Annotated in this window: 7 protein-coding genes and 1 riboswitch; all 7 genes read left to right on the plus strand. The window is 49.4% G+C overall.

From position 1 onward, the window contains the following. Nucleotides 1-62: 62 nt before the first annotated feature. Nucleotides 63-141, plus strand: a riboswitch (cyclic di-GMP riboswitch). A gap of 36 nt (nucleotides 142-177) precedes the next feature. The 7 genes from Q7V32_RS16985 to Q7V32_RS17015 all read left to right on the plus strand — a co-directional run bounded on the left by Q7V32_RS16985 (nucleotide 178) and on the right by Q7V32_RS17015 (nucleotide 18,942). Continuing rightward, on the plus strand, nucleotides 178-10,455 hold the full coding sequence (locus Q7V32_RS16985) for a filamentous haemagglutinin family protein (protein WP_304898172.1): 10,278 nt from the start codon (nucleotides 178-180) through the stop codon (nucleotides 10,453-10,455). A 416-nt stretch (nucleotides 10,456-10,871) separates the two neighbouring features. Then, nucleotides 10,872-12,689, plus strand: a complete 1,818-nt coding sequence (locus Q7V32_RS16990) for a DUF2341 domain-containing protein (protein ID WP_304898173.1) — start codon at nucleotides 10,872-10,874, stop codon at nucleotides 12,687-12,689. 22 nt (nucleotides 12,690-12,711) lie between these two features. Continuing rightward, on the plus strand, nucleotides 12,712-13,116 hold the full coding sequence (locus Q7V32_RS16995; RefSeq protein WP_304898174.1) for a biopolymer transporter ExbD: 405 nt from the start codon (nucleotides 12,712-12,714) through the stop codon (nucleotides 13,114-13,116). Between the two features lie 10 nt (nucleotides 13,117-13,126). Next, nucleotides 13,127-13,786 carry a TonB C-terminal domain-containing protein gene (locus tag Q7V32_RS17000; RefSeq protein WP_304898175.1) on the plus strand — a complete coding sequence of 220 codons (660 nt, stop codon included), beginning with the start codon at nucleotides 13,127-13,129 and terminating at the stop codon, nucleotides 13,784-13,786. A 6-nt stretch (nucleotides 13,787-13,792) separates the two neighbouring features. Continuing rightward, complete coding sequence (locus Q7V32_RS17005) at nucleotides 13,793-15,520, plus strand: putative porin (RefSeq protein ID WP_304898176.1); 1,728 nt, start codon at nucleotides 13,793-13,795, stop codon at nucleotides 15,518-15,520. Between the two features lie 11 nt (nucleotides 15,521-15,531). After that, a complete protein-coding gene (locus Q7V32_RS17010; RefSeq protein WP_304898177.1) occupies nucleotides 15,532-16,287 on the plus strand; it encodes a hypothetical protein in 756 nt (251 codons plus the stop codon). Between the two features lie 348 nt (nucleotides 16,288-16,635). Continuing rightward, on the plus strand, nucleotides 16,636-18,942 hold the full coding sequence (locus tag Q7V32_RS17015) for a tetratricopeptide repeat protein (protein ID WP_304898178.1): 2,307 nt from the start codon (nucleotides 16,636-16,638) through the stop codon (nucleotides 18,940-18,942). Nucleotides 18,943-19,195: the final 253 nt, after the last annotated feature.

A 19,195-nucleotide genomic window follows, 5' to 3' on the forward strand; every position in this document is an offset into this window, starting at 1 on the left:
TCTTTAAATAAATCCCCCTCAATCCCCCTTTTTAAAGGGGAAGGTGATCAGTTTCAAAAGATAAGGTAAAAAGCCAAACCCGTCGTGAGACGGGGACGGAAAGCTGCGGGTCTTGTCGATCAAGATAGCCGGGTTGCCATTGACTGAAGAATAATCCTTTTGGTAAAGGCAACGAGCATGGCTAAGAGCAAACGAATCAATCAACCCGGTTATACGGCGGTAACTTTCAGATTAAAACCAACCGCAGCATGCGTCCGGGTGGTACTCGCCGGGGCAATGGTAGCCGGTTCAGTGGCACCCGTGCAGGCCGAATTGCCGGTGCCCAGTGCGGTTTGGGCCAGCATGGGCAGTGCCAGTCGACAAGTGCTGGGCAATCAAATGCGGATCGATCAGCACACGGACCGGGCGATTTTGAACTGGGAAAGTTTCAACATCGGCAAAGAAAATTCGGTGCATTTTCAACAGCCGGGCAGCACGTCGATTGCGCTGAACAAGATTTTTCAAAACGATCCCAGCCGCATACTCGGCGCCCTGACTGCGAACGGTCAAGTGTATCTGGTCAATCGCAATGGCTTCGTGTTCGGTAAGGACTCACGCGTCGACGTTCGTGGCTTGGTGGCCTCGACGCTGGATGTATCGGACGAAGTGTTTACTCAAGGGATCACGAAAGTTTTTGCCAATAGCGGCACCGCAGCATTTCAGGGAAATAAAGATTTCTATCTCAAAAACTCTGACGGCAGCTTCAAACTCGATACCAACGGTAACAAAATAAAAGCCGAGATCAAAGTGGAAGAAGGGGCGAAGATCAAATCCGGCACCGGTGAACGTATTTTGATCATGGCTCCCACCATCACCAATGAAGGCTATATCGAATCAAACGATGGCCAAGTGATATTGGCAGCCGCCACCGACAAGGTTTATTTACAGGAAGCCGGTGCCAATGACGATGTGCGCGGTTTGTTGGTCGAGGTTGAGACGGGGGGGGAGATCAATAATCTGGGCGAAATATCCTCTAAGCGTGGCAATGTCACGTTGATCGGATTTGCGGTTAATCAGAAGGGTAAGGCATCAGCTACTACTTCATTGAATCTCAATGGTACCGTCAAGTTATTAGCCAGAGAAAAAGTCGAGGTTTTTCAGACCACCAGCGGTTACAACATGCGGGCCACATCGACCACCCGCGCGAATGATGCAGGCGACGGTCTAGGACGTTCGGCCACGGTAAAATTCGGCAGTAATAGTGTGACTGAGGTTTTGCCCGAACTCGATGGTGTCTCTACGACGATTGACGAACAAATTCAACCTTTGTCGAAAGTCTCTGCAATGGGTCATAAGATCCATGTCGAAAACAATGCCAACATCATCGTGCCCGGCGGCAATGTCGATATGGTGGCAACGCAAAATCCGGTCGCGCAGCTTCAGGCCACGATTAATCGAAACGACAGTCGAATCCTGATCGAATCAGGTGCGAAGATCGACGTTTCAGGCATCAAGACGACCGTCAAGCCGATTGAAAGCAATATCATCGAGGTCGAGCTGCGTTTGAATCAGTTGAAGGATTCCCCGTTGCAACGCAACGGTATCTTATTCGGTAAAACCATTTTGGTCGATATTCGCAAAGGAACGCCGATGACCGATATTCAACCGGGTATCGATGCCATTCAGCGAACTTTGGGCGAGCGCTTGGCCAAAGGCGGAGAAATCAACTTGGGCTCGGAAGGAGACGTCATCGTTCAGAACAATGCGGTACTCGATTTTTCGGGTGGTGCGGTGACTTATCTGGACGGCTTCATTACGACAACGAAACTGACTTCTAACGGCAGAATTTTCGATATCAGCAAGGCGCATCCATCGCTTAAATACGATGGTATCTATGGTGAAGTCGTCAAGGTTTATGAAAAATGGGGCGTCAAAAAAGTTTGGAAAATCGACGGGCCTTTTTCATTGGCGAGGCGTGAAGCCGGTTATATCGAAGGCCATGACGCGGGCCGCTTGTCGATCAAAAGCCCTAATCTTTTATTGGAAGGCCAATTGATAGGCGGCACGGTAAGCGGACGTTTGCAACGAACGATGGACAGCAAAGCACGGGGGGGTGAATTAACAATCGACATGCGCTCGGCATCCTCTGTCGCGCAGTCGGTAATATTCTCGTCGACTCAGAGTAGAGCCGGAGTTGGATTGGACATCGACGACGCATTTCCGGTCAACGACCAAAACCTGTCGGTTGCCTTGGCGCTGCAGTCGGGTCTGATCGCTCAAAGTGGCATCCAAAATACCTCGATCCTTGCCAACGGCTCTATCGCTGTAGCGGGCGATAGCACCGTGCGATTGTCCGATGGGGGACATTTGAATTTACAGGGTGGGTCCATCGCAATCAACGGCACTATAAAAGGGGTATCCGCTAACGTTTCGCTAAAAACCGAAACGATAGGGGCTTTGGATGGTTCAATACGCATTGGTCAGGGTTCGACGATCGATTTGCAAGGCGGATGGGTAAATGACTTGATCACGCCGTTCGCTAGTATCGATAAAACCCCCATCTCAATTAAAGGCGGTACTTTCAGCGCTAAAGCCAACGGCGACATTATGCTTGAAACCGGAAGCTCGATCGATGTCAGCGGCGGCGCCTGGAAAAATACCCGCGGTAACGTCGAAGCTGGCGATGCCGGTAAAGTTCAACTGGTGGCGTCCGGTGATCTGACAGGTTCCAACATTACGCTGAATGGCCTATTAAATGGCTATGGCTTGAAGAATGGCGGTACGCTTGAATTGGAAGCCAATGCCGTTGCGATTCGCAGACGACGTGAAGATGAAATTGACGATTTGCGGCCTCTGCAAATACAAGACGATTTCTTCGGTAAAGGCGGATTTGCCAATTATTTGATTACGGCCAATATCAACGGATTGACCATTGATGAAGGCGCACGAATCAATTTACAACAGGTCAATCGTATTCTGAACGGCAACGCAATCAATACACCCAATGCCGATAGCATCGCGGCTATCTCAATAATTGGAACATTGCCACCGATTCAACGAGCCCCCAGTTCGCTCGTTTTGAGTTCGGTTCACTCGATTGGTCCAAATCTTAACAGTCACTTGATTGTTGGCAAGAATGCTTTGATCAACGCCGATCCGTTGAGTCTTGTGACACTGAAATCCGATACTTCGATCTATTTCGATGGGGCGATCAGCGCTCGCGGGGGTGATGTGTCATTCAATATCGTTCCGCCTCAAGGATTACCCGACCCGCTTTATCTTCCCAATCAAGCCATCTGGTTGGGCGATAATGCCAAAATCGATGTCTCGGGCGTGGCGATTACGACCGTCGATGCTTTAGGTCGCCGTATCGGTGAAATACACGATGGCGGTCATGTAACACTTGATGCGGTGCGAGGATTCGTTGCAACAAAGGGTGCTTCCCTCATCAATGTTTCCGGTACGTCCGGTCAATTGAATTTAGCGCGGATCAATCCTAACGGTTTCGGTTTGTCATATAAGCCGATAACGGTTGGCTCGCATGGCGGGGTCGTTTCGATAGCCGCCGCCGAAGGCCTCTTCTTAGAGGGTCAAATGATCGGGAAAGGCGGTAATGCCCCCGGTACGGCAGGCGGAACACTCTCTGTCAGTTTGGACGGTACGCGAAGGGATCCTGACGAAGGGGAAGGGATAATCCTGAATTTTCCGACCGCACCCGGCATCATGCACTTGACGCAAAATACAACGTCGGTATTTTCCGGTCAATTCGAAAAGGCTGGGGATACGCTACCGGTCGGACAGGTCAGAAAAGGCTATTTGTCGGCCAACCAAGTTGAAAAAGGCGGCTTCGCTTCGTTGAATGTTTTGGCCGATGATGAAATTCGTTTTCAGGGTGACCTGACGCTTAACCTTCAACGCGCTCTGGTACTGAATACACCTAAATTGAATTGGCAACGAGTGAACGTTAACGATAGCGGAAATGTTTCCATTAGAGCTGCGCATGCCTCGCTGGGGTCTTCCCGTCATCGAACGGCTCCCGGCAATAGCACGTTTGGCGATGGTATTTTGTCGATCGATGCCGATTTTCTGGAAATATACGGCGGCTCTTATACGACCGGCATCAAGCAGGTGAACCTGAAAGCCGGCGGCGATATTCGTCTTCGCGGTACCCGTATTGACAATACGCAAAGGGATTTTATTGGCGAGTTTAAGACATTTTCGGAACTCAACCTGACGGCGGATCAATTGTATCCAAGCACATTGACACAGTTTTCATTGTCGGTCGCCGGTGATCCAAACGGGAAATTGAAGATCAACGGCGGCGATCAACACCGTCCGGTGTTGTCTGCCTATTCTAAGTTGACTATCAAAGCTCCCCATATTGAACAGAACGGAACGATAAAAGCGCCTTTTGGCGAAATCGTAATGGATGCGGCAAATTCGATCAAATTCGGCGCGAACAGCTTGACTTCGGTATCCGCCGAAGGACAAATCATACCCTTCGGCATTACCGAAGGCGGCCTGGAATGGCTATACCCGATGGGTGATAGAAATATCATCGTACAAGCTCCGCAAAAAACGATAACGGTAAAATCAGACCGGATTATGCGCGATGAAGGTGCCGTGATCGATTTGTCGGGCGGGGGTGATGTGCAGGCTTACGAGTTCATTCCAGGTATTGGCGGCTCGACGGATGTGCTGGCCGGCGGTCAATCGTTTGCGGTTATTCCGGGAATGTCAGATTATTCTCCATTCGATCCATTGGCGTTTTCGGGCTCTGAACTTGGCATCGGTGAAAGCATCTATCTGGGTGCCGGCAGTGGGCTTTCGGCCGGTTACTATACCTTGTTACCGGCGCGTTATGCCTTGTTGCCGGGCGCCTATTTGATCACACCGCAACAGGGTACACGCGACATGATACCAGGGACCACAACGGCCAATATGGAAGGCGCACCGGTTGTGGCCGGTTTTCGTTCAGTGACGGGTGCCTCGATCAGGGATCAGCGCTGGACCGGCTTTGCCGTTGAACCCGGAACTATCGCGCTGACTCGCTCGCAATTGGATTTGACGAGGGGGAATCCGTTTTTTGCGCAGAAAGCGATCGATAATGAAACTGCAATGCCTCGATTACCCAAGGATGCGGGCCACTTGATTTTCGATGCGAAAACGCAGCTCGATTTGCCTACTGTGCGCGCTGTAGCTTCCAATGGCGGTTTGGCCGGATTGGTCGATATCGTCGCCGATAATCTCTCGGTTGTGAATGTCAAAAACGGTGCATCCAACACTGTTCAGTTATTGGTTAGCGATCTCGGCACCTTCGAAGTCGGCAGTTTGGTGTTGGGGGCGGTAAGGACTTTCGATAACTCGACCGGTGCGATTAAGATCGATGTCAAATCGAAAACCGTGACGTTGGAAGAAGATGCCTTGTTGGAAGGCTCGGAAATCATGTTGGCGGCGACCGACAAGGTTGAATTAAAACAAGGCGCATCAATTGTTGCAAATGGCAATAAACCGGCTAACGATAATTCGACGGTATTGGAGACGACCGGGGACGGGGCCTTGCTTCGTGTTTCGACAGGCTTACAAGCCATTAAAAAGCGAACGGGATCACAAGGAATTAAAGGCGATTTGATCATCGGTGACGGCGCGCAGGTGTCTGCGGCAACGGGTTCCGTGCTGCTGGATTCGACGCGTCAGTTGAAAATGAGCGGTCAATTGGAGGCCGGAAGTTCGTTGAACATTGGCGCCGAATCGATCAATCTCGGTGAAGTCGACGGATCATTGAACGGTTTGTCGCTGGACAATACCCAGTTGAGCAGCCTGAACACGAAGGAACTGGTTTTGACCAGTCGGAGCAACGTAAACCTGTTCGGCAGCGTATTCCGAAGTGATGCCCAAGGTAATGCATTAACCGATCAGGAAGGGCGAAATCTTCCGGTAATGTTCGAAAATTTGATCTTCGACGCGGCGGGTCTAGCCGGCTTCGGAAACGACGGCAAGTCTGCTTTGATTTCGGCAGGAACCATTACCTTAAGAAATAGCAGCAATGTCAATGCCGTTCAAGGAAATGGAAGCGGTGAGCTGATCGTCAGTGCTGATGATCTGCATTTGGAAAATGGCAATTTCAGACTGTCGGGGTTCGACGCGACCCACTTGTCATTGAACCGTTCTTTGACGGGAAACGGGGAATCGAAATTGACATCGTTGGGTGATCTTCAGGTCAGCGCAGGTTATTTGACCGGTGCGACCGGTTCCCGAACAACAATCGATGCGAGTGGTCATTCGCTAATATTGAATACCACGCAACCCGATATGACGCCGGAAAGGTTTGGTATTTCCGCAGAATTGAATCTGCAGGCCAATGCAATCTTGATCGATACCGGCTTATGGTACAAGGCAGGCAAAGTATCGGCAGAAGCGAAAGCCGGCAGTGTCAATCTCGGTGAAAATGCCTTGATCGATGTTTCCGGTGTGGTCTTAAAGACAGGTCCTAAGGAAACGTATCACCTATCGGCTGGCCAAGTGGCTTTGAAATCGCAACAACATGATGTGATGACGGATGCCGGTAGTCAGATTCGCTTGAATGGCTTTACCGAAAATATGGAAGCCGGAGAGCTCATTTTGTCGACCGCTCAAGGTAAGATCGAATTGAACGGCGCTATAGATGCTCACGCACTGAAGGCGGATCTGGGCGCCAGGATGGTCATCGATACCGGCAATTTGGGAGCCCCTGGCTTTAGTGGTTTGAGTCAGGTGGTCGCCGATTCCGGGTTCACCGGTGGAGTCGATCTTAGAGTGCGTCAAGGCAATTTAACTGTGAATGAAAACGATAGCCTCAATGCCCGGCAAATCAAATTGACCGTCGACGACGGTCGATTGACCGTCAATGGCACGCTCGACGCATCGGGTGAAAACGGCGGTGCGATTACGTTGAATTCTAAGGATAAGATGACACTGACTTCCTCTGCTCGTCTCTATGCGACTGCAGATGGAGCAAAGAGTAATGGCGGACGGGTCAGATTATCGTCTGTCGATGGCGGGGGAATAGAGATTCAAAATGGTGCTCAGGTTGACGTGTCGTCGAATGGAGGTAATCAAGGATCCATCCACCTTAGAACAGATCGTCTGGGAGCTGATGTCAATTTGAGTCCGATCGCCGCCGATACCCTCATCGGCGATTCGAATGTGACGGTTGAAGCGGTCAAACTTTATACTTACAGTAATTTGAACGCTACCGCGATCAACACGATTCAAAACGAAACGGCTACTTATATGAATGGCATTGCGTTGAACGATGTCATTGGTAATAAATTCGGTACCGGATATGAAATTGCACCGGGTATCGAAATCCGTTCAGCCGGAAACCTCACCTTGTCGTCTAAATGGGATTTGGTCGATCAGCGTTATGGTGAAGATGCCACGCCGGGATTTTTGACATTACGCGCTGCCGGTAATGTGTCGCTGCAAAACGATTTGACCGATGCCTTCAAGCCGGATTTCATCAATGTAATTTTCGACGAATTTACTTCTGAGGACGTCGCTGTCAATGACATGCTGCAATCAGGACGCTCCTGGAGTTACAACATTGTGGCCGGGGCCACTAACTCTGCCGATAATCAAGCCGTTCGTAGAGGAGAAGGTGACATTCTGCTCGGAAACTCTGTCAAGGTCAGAACCGGTACGGGCGACATAGACTTGCATGCGGGTAGGGATATCGTTTACGGCAATAATCGAACGGTCGTTTATACGGCCGGCAGACCCGAAGACGAAAACCGGTACGGATTCAATTCGTTTATCACTGGCTACAGCTTCTATGCCGAATATCCGATTGAAGGCGGTGATATTACGTTCAACGCCGGACGTGACATCAAGGGTGCCGTTACCAATCAACTGGTGACGGATTGGTTGGTCAGAACCGGTAACTGGGGAAGTACAGCCGGTCAAATCAGACCGACCGCCTGGGGTATCGCACTTTCAGAAACGGCGAATTCGACGTTTACTGCCGATTACCGCCAAAATGTTGGGGCATTGGGCGGTGGCGATGTCTCGATAAAGGCAGGTCGTAATGTCAACGATTTATCGGTGGTGATTCCAACGACCGGCAAGCAAGTCGGACAAGCCGAGTTTCCGGAAGATCCGTTCTCGGAAAGTTATTTGACTAACGTTGTCGAGGTCAACGGCGGCGGTCATTTGAATGTCAATGCCGGGCAAAACATTGCCGGAGGCATATTTTATGTCGACGGCGGAACGGCCAGTCTGTCAGCCGGAAACGCCGTGACGTCCGGCAGCAATGGTGGCCGACATCCGATTATCGCGTTGGGCGATGCGCAGTTTAACATTACCGCAGTTAAAGACGTCGGTATAGAGGCGGTCATTGATCCGATGGTGCTGCCGCAAGGTAAGATTCCCGATAGCGGTGTCGTCCCGTCGAGTCTGTTTTTTAGATACAGTGCGGAAAGCGCGGTCTCTACCGCTTCATCAGCTGGAAACATTGCTTTCAAAAATGATATCGGGGCTCTGACAACGATGTTGAGCCAGCTTACCTTCGGTGCTTCAGCGCAAAACGCATTACGTATCTATCCGGCTACATTGAAGGCTCACGCATTGAATGGTGATATTCGATTTGATCGAAGTCTACTCTTATTTCCGAGCACGCAAGGTCAATTAAGCATATTCGGAGCCGGCAACATTACTACCGGCAATAACGGCAACACCGTCAATATTGTGATGTCGGATGCCGATTCCGCATTATTGCCCAGTGTTGACAGGCCGGACTTCGATTTTTCGAATGCCGCGTTAAGATTACCCATTTCCGGTAAGGGCGCTGCCGACCGCATCTATTCGGCGGTGCCCAATCATATCAATGATCGTGTACCTGCGTTTATCAGTAGCGGCGGTAACATTCAAGGACGAGATCCGTTGTCATTTGTATTGGCCAAGCAAACCGAGGTGATGGCCGGTAACGATATTCGGAATGTCAGTTTTCAAATACAACATAATATTGAAGGTTCTCAATCCATCATCAATGCCGGACGCGACGTTAAATTCGATATTGCCCGAAATCCGGCCACCGGGGCTATTCAAAACCGTGTACAAAAAATCGAAGTGGGTGGTCCCGGTCATTTGACTGTGCTGGCAGGACGCAATGTCGATTTGGGATCGTCTGACGGTATTACAACCGTCGGTAATCAAGTCAATCCGGCTTTGGCTCAGGACGGCGCGGGCATCGACGTGATTGCCGGCTTGGCAAAAACAAATATTGATGTTGCTTCATTTGCCCGTAACTTTTTCGTAAACGGCGAAGAATTCGTTGAGCGTTACCAGGAAGTGGTCACCCAATTAATGCGGTCTCTGATTGGCGATACGAATCTATCTAAAGAATCAGCTCTTGAAGCATTTGAAAAACTATCTCCGGTCGAACAGGCGCATTTCAATGCTTATTTTCTGCCCTCGATAAGAAACCCATTAAACGCGATTTTGAAAGTGCAAGGCAATAAATTTTCAGTCGCAAAAAACGCCTTCGATAGTGCCGGAGACGATGCTGCGGCCTTCGCATACAAGCAGGAAATGGACCGTGCTCAACTCATTACATTAGGGATGATAGAAACAGTATTTCCAGGCACGACAGTTTTGGCCGGTATCGAGGGTTATTCTTTCACTCCTGATAGCATTGTCTTTACCGATGGTAATGACGCAAGCAGCATCCTAAGTAAAGCCTACAGTCAAGAAAGAAATAAAGAGCAAAGAGGCGATATCTCGATGTTTTTCAGTAGGATACACTCGACGGACGGCGGCGACATCAATTTGTACGCGCCGAATGGCGGCGTCAATGCCGGTTTGGCGGTCAATTCTAGTGGTGCGAAGAATCCATCGGAGCTGGGTGTTGTGGCGGTCAAGAAAGGGGCAATTCACTCGTTTGTTCGTGACGACTTCCAGGTCAATACAACACGCGTGATGACCCTTGGGGGTGGCGATATCGTGATTGGCGCGACCGACGGCAATATCGATGCCGGCCGAGGTGCGAAAACGGCATTGGCATCGCCACCGCCCATCGTTCGTTTCGATCAGCAAGGCAATCTTGTTGTCGAATTCCCGCCTGCGGTGGCCGGTAGCGGTATCAGGGCTAACGTGGCACCGGACGGCACGCAAGGTGATGCGCTGCTGTTTGCATTGCAAGGCATTATCGACGCATCTGAAGCCGGTGTCGGCGGTAAGGATGTCACGGTGGGTGCAACGGCGATTGTCGGGTCCGATAATATTGATGTCGGCGGCGTGTCGGTGGGTGTTCCGGTGGCCTCAACCGGCAGCCTCGCGGCAGGTTTGGGTAATGCCGGCAATGTGGCTGCTGCAGTTGCGGGAGCAATTGATAGTTCAGCCGATGCGGCGAAGAAGGCAGAAGAAAAAATGGCCAGCGCGGCGGCATTAGGCATTATCAGCGTTGATATTCTGGGTTTTGGAGATGAGGAGGCGAATTAACCCTCTGTTTGAACCGGTAATGCCTTGAATTCATAGTAGGAGCGGGCCATGCCCGCGACCTGATGGAGTTTGAACGCGGGCATGGCCCGCTCCTACAAAAAATAGGCATTGTTTAACTTGGGTTATTTATCGCATTCATGGCAAAAATGGCTGTATCTATTCAGCGTAGGTTGGGTTAGGCGATAGCCGTAACCCAACACGTCGGTTTATCTGGTGCTGATGGCTTCGATTGTGGGTTACGCTCTATCGAGCTAACCCAACCTACGCAAGTCCCACATGTATTCTTCAGCATTTTTCACTGAATAGTTACAAATGGCTTTGCAACGGCCAATAAATTTCACTGAGTAACATAAAAGTAACATAGCTGTAACAATCACTTGCGATAATTGAATCCTGATTTGAGTTTGAGAGAAATAATGAAACGCTTTGCTTTTTTTCTGATTTTATTGGCTTTTGTACCGACTATCGCTTCCGCCTGGTGGAACGAAGATTGGGCGTACAAGAAAAAAATAAATCTGGACACAAATACGTTGACCCAGTCGGGCGTAACGATTCCTGATGATAGCTATGCCTTGATCAGATTGCATACCGGTAACTTCGGTAATTTCCTGGATCTTGCCGAGAATGGTAAAGACATCAGGGTACTGAGCGCCGATGAAAAAACGCCGTTAAAGTTTTTTATTGAAAAACTGGATCCCTTCAATGAAATGGCGTTTATCTGGGTAAAGCTGCCAAAAGATATGGCGGGCATGCCGGAACCTGCGATCTGGATTTATTCCGGAAATCCGGAAGCGGTCGATGGTCAGGATGCGCCCGGTTCATTCGATGTCACACAGATGTTGACTTATACGTTCTCAAAAGAAGGCATCAAGGATTTATCCGCAAATAATCATCATCCCTCTGAGGCTACCGCCACGATAGCTGAAGGCGGCCTGATAGGCGAGGGTGCTGTATTTCAAGGTAGTCAGGTCATTCGAATACCGGCATCGCCTTCATTGCAAATGCGACCTGAGCAAGGTTGGACATTTTCGGCCTGGTTAAAAATCGATCAGGCGCAAGTGGTCGATAGTGTGGTCTTCCAAATTGCCGGTGCGAAGCAAAACCTGACTTTATCGGTTAGAGACAGCATGCCCTTTATCGAAGTGGTTGACAGTACCGGTGTCAAACAGGGGTTTGCCGGTTTGGCGCCTTTGGAAGCCGGCGCCTGGCATCATCTGGCCTTAGTCGCGAGTGCGGGTAATATTGCACTTTATATCGACGGCAAATCTACCGGTTCTTATCCTGTTTCGCTGACTGAATTTTCCGACGATGTCACCATCGGCGCCGATGCGCAAGGCGGCCGCGGTTATGTGGGCATGATGGATCATATTGTGCTCTATAAAACCGCCCGCGATGCCAACGCATTGAGTTTTGATACCTTGATGCAAGGCCCTAACTCGACCTTGTTGACTTACGGTGAGGATGCTTCCGGGGACTCAGACGGTGGTGGTGAGTCGCGGATTATGGCGACTCTTCGCGATGTGACTACGGATGGCTGGGTCATTATCGGTCTGTTGGGCATCATGTTTGTGATGAGTTGGATCATCATGATAGTGAAATCCATTGTATTGAACAAAAATTATAAAGAAAACCGCAATTTCGAAGATGAATTCACTAAGCTGAAAGCCAGTGATATCAGTAATTTGAATCGTGAAACAACCGAGGATGATGAAGATATTGAAGAATCGCCCATTCTGTTATCGATGACCGGCGGACATGCGCGCTTTGCAGGATCATCCATTTATATTCTTTATCATGTGGGCGTTGAGGAAATGAATCGTCGTTTGGCCAAGGCGGTGGGTGCTGATGTCAGCGAGCCGATGATTTCCGACAAAGGCATTAACTCGGTAAGAGCCGCCATGGAATCGGCATTGGTGCGGGAAATTCAAAAACTGAACAACCAGATGGTTATATTGACTATCGCGATCAGCGGCGGACCTTTTTTGGGACTGCTGGGTACTGTACTGGGAGTTATGATCACGTTCGGTGATATTGCTGCCAGCGGAGAAGTCAACGTCAATGCGATAGCACCCGGAATCGCGGCAGCGCTGGCAACTACGGTAGCCGGTTTGCTGGTCGCAATTCCGGCCTTGTTCGGATACAACTATCTGGCCAGCCGGATTAAGCTGATTACGGCCGATATGTATATTTTTGTCGATGAGTTTACGACTAAATTATCCGAACAATACAGCTAATTTGAACTGCGAGTAATTACTGATGCGTTATCAAGAAGAACTGGACAATTATGATGAAATCAACGTCACGTCGATGCTGGATTTGGCTTACGTATTGTTGATTGTCTTTATCATCATGACCACCGCGGCGGTGCAGGGCATAACCGTCAATTTACCTAAAGCCAGCGACGCCCCCAGTCTGGCCAAGCCCAAGACCAAAGCGATTACGATTACCGCTGACGGGACTATATTTCTGGATACTTTTCCGGTAACACTCGAACAGCTTGAGTCCACGTTACAGCAGTACCGGGCAGCTGATCCACAGTTGCCGGTTGTCATCAAAGGCGATGCCACCGTTCAGTATCAAAATGTAGTCGATGTATTGGCCTTGTTGGGTCGGATCGACATCACTCAAATCGGACTGGTTACGCAAAATCTAGTCAGATAAGCCTATTCCCATGACACATAAAAAACATTGGCGGGTTTATATCCCGAGGGTAACGGCTGGTCTTATTGCAGCCATTGTGCTGGGTTTGTTGGCTTATTTTGTCAGTCAGATTGATTCGGAAAAACCGGAAAAGAAAGAAAAAAAAATTCAAGCCATCACTTTGCTTAAACCACCGCCACCGCCTCCGCCGCCTCCCAAAATCGAGAAGCCGCCGGAGCCTGAAATAAAGGAAAAAATAGAGCAACCCGAGCCTGAGCCGGAACCGGAAGATACGCCGGAGGAAGCACCCGACGATGCACCTGCCGATACCGGCCTGGATGCTGAAGGAACCGCCGGATCGGATGGTTTCGGCTTGGTCGGACGTAAAGGCGGCAAAGGATTGTTAGGGGGCGGCAGTCCGGTGAGCTGGTACAAGGGCGTTATCAGAAATCAATTGACCGAGTTGATTTCAGACCGCGACGATCTGAGACGAAGCAAATACAGTGCATCGGTAAAAATCTGGTTCGATCTTGACGGAAATGTGCAGCGCTTTGAGCTGACGAAAAGCAGCACCGATTCCAAAGTTGACGATTTATTGAAATTGCAGTTGGGCAAGCTCAAGAAAATCAGTAAAGCACCACCCGTTGGCGTTAAATCCCCGGTCAAGTTACGCATTACTTCACGCATTTAGAGACTTATGAACACGTCGAATAAAACTAAACAGGCTTTTACAGCCTTGATGTTGTTGGGCTTTTTGGGACCGGCGGAGGCCGGCGAAAAAGAGGAATTGCTGAAACTACGCAGCACCACGGAAAGCCTGATCAAGCAACTGGTTAAACAGGGCGTTCTAAACGAGGAAACCGCTCAGGGTATGTTTAAACAGGCTGAGGACGATGCCGAAAAATTGGCGGCTCAAGCCAAGACTGTGGAAGCGATCGGCAATGCCGAGGCATCCGGATCGCCGGAAGCCGATGAAGTGCGGGTGCCCTATATTCCTGAGTTCATGAAGGATGAGATTCGTGAACAAATTCGTGCCGAACTGCGCACCGATGTCACCAATGATGTGATCAGCAAAGCCAAGGAAGAAGGCTGGGGTTTGGCCGATGCGTTGCCGGAATGGACGCGTAAATTTAAATTGTCGGGCGATATCCGGCTGCGTTCCGAAAATGTGTTTTATGCGGATGGAAATGCAACCGGATTTTATCCGGATGTTCAGGCAATTAATCAGCGTGGCGGAGAGATCGCAGCCTTTCCCGATTCCTTATTAAATACCACCAATGATAATCATCGTTTTCGCCAGCGTCTTCGTTTGGGTATCGATGTCGATATTGCAAAAGGACTTAAATCGGCTGTTCGCTTATCGACCGGCAATTTCAGGGATCCGGTATCGACGAATCAGACGCTGGGACAAACCGGCGATCGTTACGAATTCAATGTCGATAGAGCCTATTTGCAATATGAACATACCAATACCTATGGTTTCAAGTGGTTGACGTTGATGGGCGGTCGCATCAAAAATCCCTGGTTCGTCGGCGGTGGCGAGTTTACCAGTGGTTCGGAACTGGTCTGGGATACCGACTTGTCCTTTGAGGGTTTTTCCGCAACCGTGCGTCATAATCTCGGTGTCTCTAATGGATTGGGTGATGATGCCCGTATGATCTATGCGACAGCAGGCGCTTTTCCTCTGCAGGAAGCGCCTTTCAGTCATAACGATAAATGGCTCTTCGGCGGTCAGGTTGGCCTGGATTGGGGCTTTAAAAATCATGACAGCCTTAAATTCGCGGTCGCCTATTTCGATTATAAAAATGTCACCGCAAAACCCAACACATCAACAACAGGTACCTGCGATTTGAATACTCGGGCAAACGATGCTTCGATGCCTGAATTTATGCAGGGAGGCAACAGTCTGGCGGCAATCTGTTTGGAAGGCACACAAGCATCACCTGGAAGTACGCCGGGTATGCTGGGCTTGGCCTCTGATTTCAATATCATCAATGTCAATATGCGATATGACTTTGCGTTGTTCAATCCGATTCATTTCACGTTTTCAGCGGATTATGCCAAAAATATCGGCTTTGACAGTCGAGATGTTCAACAAGCCCGCATTCTGGGCGGAGGCGACGTGGAAGAACAGACCGATGCCTGGCAAATCCGGGGCGATGTCGGACATCTGAGAGTCGACCGGCAAGGCAATTGGAGTACTTTTGTGGCTTATAAACACGTAGAGCGCGATTCTGTGCTCGATGCTTTCTCTGATTCCGATTTTCATTTAGGCGGCACCAATGCCAAAGGCTGGATACTCGGAGCTAACTACGGCCTGCTCAATAATGTCTGGCTGACCAGTCGCTGGTTGACTGCCGATGTGATCGAAGGCCCTCAATACGGTGTCGATGTGTTCCAGTTTGATGTCAACGCGAAGTTTTAATGAGCCTGACTATGCAAATTTCAAGCAAGCAGTTCATTTGGGGGCTTATTGTACTGAGCGCATGGTTATCCGCGATGCCGGTGCATGCGGTTAAGCGCGATGAAAGCGCCGATAAGCGTATTGCCGCCAAATTACAGGCGATGGTGCGCGAGGTCAGTGCTGAACGCGATAGGCTGAAAACTGAAAATGCCACACTGGCGGCCGAGAATGAGCAGCTTAAAGAACAATTGAATGCCGAAAAACAGATGGCTCAGGCGGCTGCATCGGTAGAAACCAAATTGACCGGAGAACTTTCGGCTGCGCAAGGCAGCAATGAAAGGCTGAGCAGTCAGCTGGATAAAACCAAGTCAAAGCTGCATGAAGTGGTTGAGAAATACAAACAGCTGAATCAGGAAAAGAACCAACTGACCGGACAGTTCGCCGAGTTACAGCAGACGCAACAATTTACGGCCACTGAATTGGATGGTTGTGAAAACAAGAACCTGGAGCTGCTCAAGACAACCCGGATGATGATGGAAAATTTCAATAGCCGTAGTTTGTTCGATACCTTGCTGGGTAAAGAACCGATACTGGGATTTAAAGGCGTTGAAATTGAAAATATGATTCAGGAATACCAGGATAAACTAGCGGCGCATCAATACCTGAGAAAAACGGAAGCCGATGTTGCTGCCGAATCGGCGCAGGAAGAGGGAGAAACGGAAGAAGAGGCGGAAGCCGAAACCGAAACTCAAGAAGATCACGGTAATCCCAGTGAAGATGAGCAATAAATCAGGTCAAGCGAGTGGGTTCCATAACGCCGATAAGAGGCGATGACATAGGATGTGCTGAGGTACGAAGCGCATCGTTCGCGATTGATGCGCCTCCTGTCGTCGGCACATCCTATGTGCTGAAGTTTCCCAATTTTTATAGGGATGTCCAGACATGTAGGGATATTTTTAAGGTTATGTTTCCGTCATTCCCTGCAGGGACGACGCCTATCGCGGTCTGTTTTTGAAATTATTGGGAAACTCCATCTAAGCAATCCTGTCACGGTTATGAAGCACAATTATTTTGGAATAGTGGTACTGATTCTTTCAATCGGCTCATTGACAGCCTGCGACGATTCGAGACGGAAAATGAATGAACTGCTTCAGCAGGGAAAAGAATACTTTCAGGCAGGGGATTTTGAGAATGCCCGGCTGTCTTTTGAGCGCATTCTTGAACTAAAATCCGATCATCCCGATGCCTTGTATCAGTCGGCTGAAGTTTCAGCCAAACTGGGTAATTTGCAGCAGGCCCGCGAGTTTTATCAAAAAGCCGTAAAGGCCGATCGCAAACATCTAATGGCGAGGGTCAAGCTGGGTCAGTTTTATCTGTTAGCCGGACAAATCGATAATGCTGAAATATTGGCCAAAGAGGCCGCCGCGATTGATGCGGAAAATCCGGATGCAATGGTATTAAGCGCCGGAATATTGGCCGCCCAAAACAACAGCGACGCAGCGACCGTCAAGGCGGAAGCGGCCTTGGCCAAAAGACCTGGAGATGTACCTGCGATATTACTGCTGGCATCGTTGCAGGCCAAATCCGGAAAACCGGACAAAGCGATTACATTTTTGCTAGATCATATTGAACAAAACCCCGGCGATACTTCATTGCGTTTGATGCTGGCCAATCTCTACATCACAACAAAGGCCTTTGATCAAGCGCTCAACACGTTGGAAGCGATCGTTAAACTTGAACCCAAACCGTTGATTCATCGAAAACGTCTGGCCTTGTTTTTAATTGAACAAAATCAGCTGGATAAAGCCGAGGCCGTTTTGCGTCAAGCGGTTGATGATCTTCCCGATAATCAACAAGCCAAACTGAATTTGCTCGACTTTCTGGCTGAAAAAAGAGGACCTGAAATCGCCGAGGCTGAATTGATTCCGATGTTGGAAGATCATCCGGATGATTTTGTTCTGAAATTCGGTTTGGTCAATCTGTACCTGACGCAAAATTTAACCGAAAAAGCCGAACACGCGTTGCAGGAAATATCGGCTCTGGATCCATCCGGCAGGCAGGGCATCAAAGCACAAATCATGCTGGCACGCCTGCAGGCTAATTCCGGACGAATTGAGTCCGCGAAGCAATTGATTGAAACCCTGCTGAGCGCTAATCCCAAGGAACCTGATGCTTTGACCTTACGCGGTGAAATGGCGCTAGCCGAGAGCCGTTTGGATGATGCCATCGGAGACTTTCGCAAAGTGCTGGTTGCGCAACCGGACACGATCAACATATTGAAATTACTCGCTACGGCGCATCAACTGAATCAGGACCCGGTTCCGGCATTGGAAAACCTGGAAAAAATCGTCCGCTTGTTGCCGAATGATGAAAACGCCAGGCTTGATATGGCTGAACTGCTGGTTAAAACCGGCAAGCCAGCCAAGGCCGCGGAGCAAATGATCGCTTGGTTGCAGCTTAATCCGGGCAGTAAAAGAGGACTGGAAGCCTTGTTCAATATTTACCGGGTGCAGCAGCAATGGGAGCAGGCCAGACAAGTTGCCGGTCATTTACAGCAGGCCTATCCGGATGACGCTTCCGGTTATTATCTTGAAGGAATGGCGTTTCAATCTGAAGGCAAGCCTCAGGAGGCTCTTGTATTTTTTGCCAAGGCCTTGAGCAAACAAACTGACGCGGTCGAACCACTGACGCAACTGGTTAACAGTTATCTGCAATTAAAACAACCGGATCAGGCACTTAAAATTCTGCAAGAGATCATCAAGCAAAGGCAGGAGCATTTTATCGCCTATAACCTGATGGGTGGTGTTTTTGCTGCAGCCAATAAACCCACCGAGGCGATTGCTGCTTTTAACAGGGTGATAGCCATTAAACCCGAATGGGAAAATCCTTATAGGAATCTCGCGGGTCTTTATATCAATCAAAAAGAGCAGGGTAAAGCCGTCCGAATTTTACAGCAAGGCATCGATAAGACCGGTTCATTGACATTGGTTAGCGATTTGGCTGCGCTCTATCATCAGGCTGGCGCGCATGATAAAGCGTTGGCACTTTTGGAAGACAGTTATAAAAATCAGCCGCAATCAGCCATAGCCTTAAATAATCTGGTGCGCTATTTATCGGAGCAGGCAAAAGACAATGCAGCTCTGAACCGAGCTGCAAAACTTGCCGGTCCGTTAGCTAAAACCAACAATCCTGACATGCTCTATACCGTTGCAGTCCTCGCTTATCGACAAGGCAGTTACGACAAAGCCAGAGAGTTGCTGGAGAAAGTAACCGGACAAGTACCGGATTCTGCGATAGCGCATCACAAACTGGGCATGGTTTATTTTATGCAGGGTGATAAAAAAAATGCGCGCGAGCATTTGGAAAGGGCCATTGAAAAAGACGGTCAATTTAACGGCATCGAAGAAGCCCGGCAGACATTAAAAACCATGTCGGAAAGTTAGGCGGGTCGTTACCATCAATTAATTGCGAAGTAACCTTAATTGGATGCAGTTAAGATCATCGAATGATGGGTAGAGGAGATTATTAAATAATCTCCTCTACCGCTCTTTTTTAAAGGCTATGTTCGCGTTAATAGTAGGCGTCGCCCCGGCAGGGATTGCCGGGGTCCAGAAGTCATGGATGGCGTTGGGCTTTCACATCCTTGTGACCTGGATTCGCTTACGCGGTCTAACGGCTCCGGCAATCCATGCCGGA

This window comes from Methylicorpusculum sp. (assembly GCF_030651835.1).
Classification (GTDB): domain Bacteria; phylum Pseudomonadota; class Gammaproteobacteria; order Methylococcales; family Methylomonadaceae; genus Methylicorpusculum.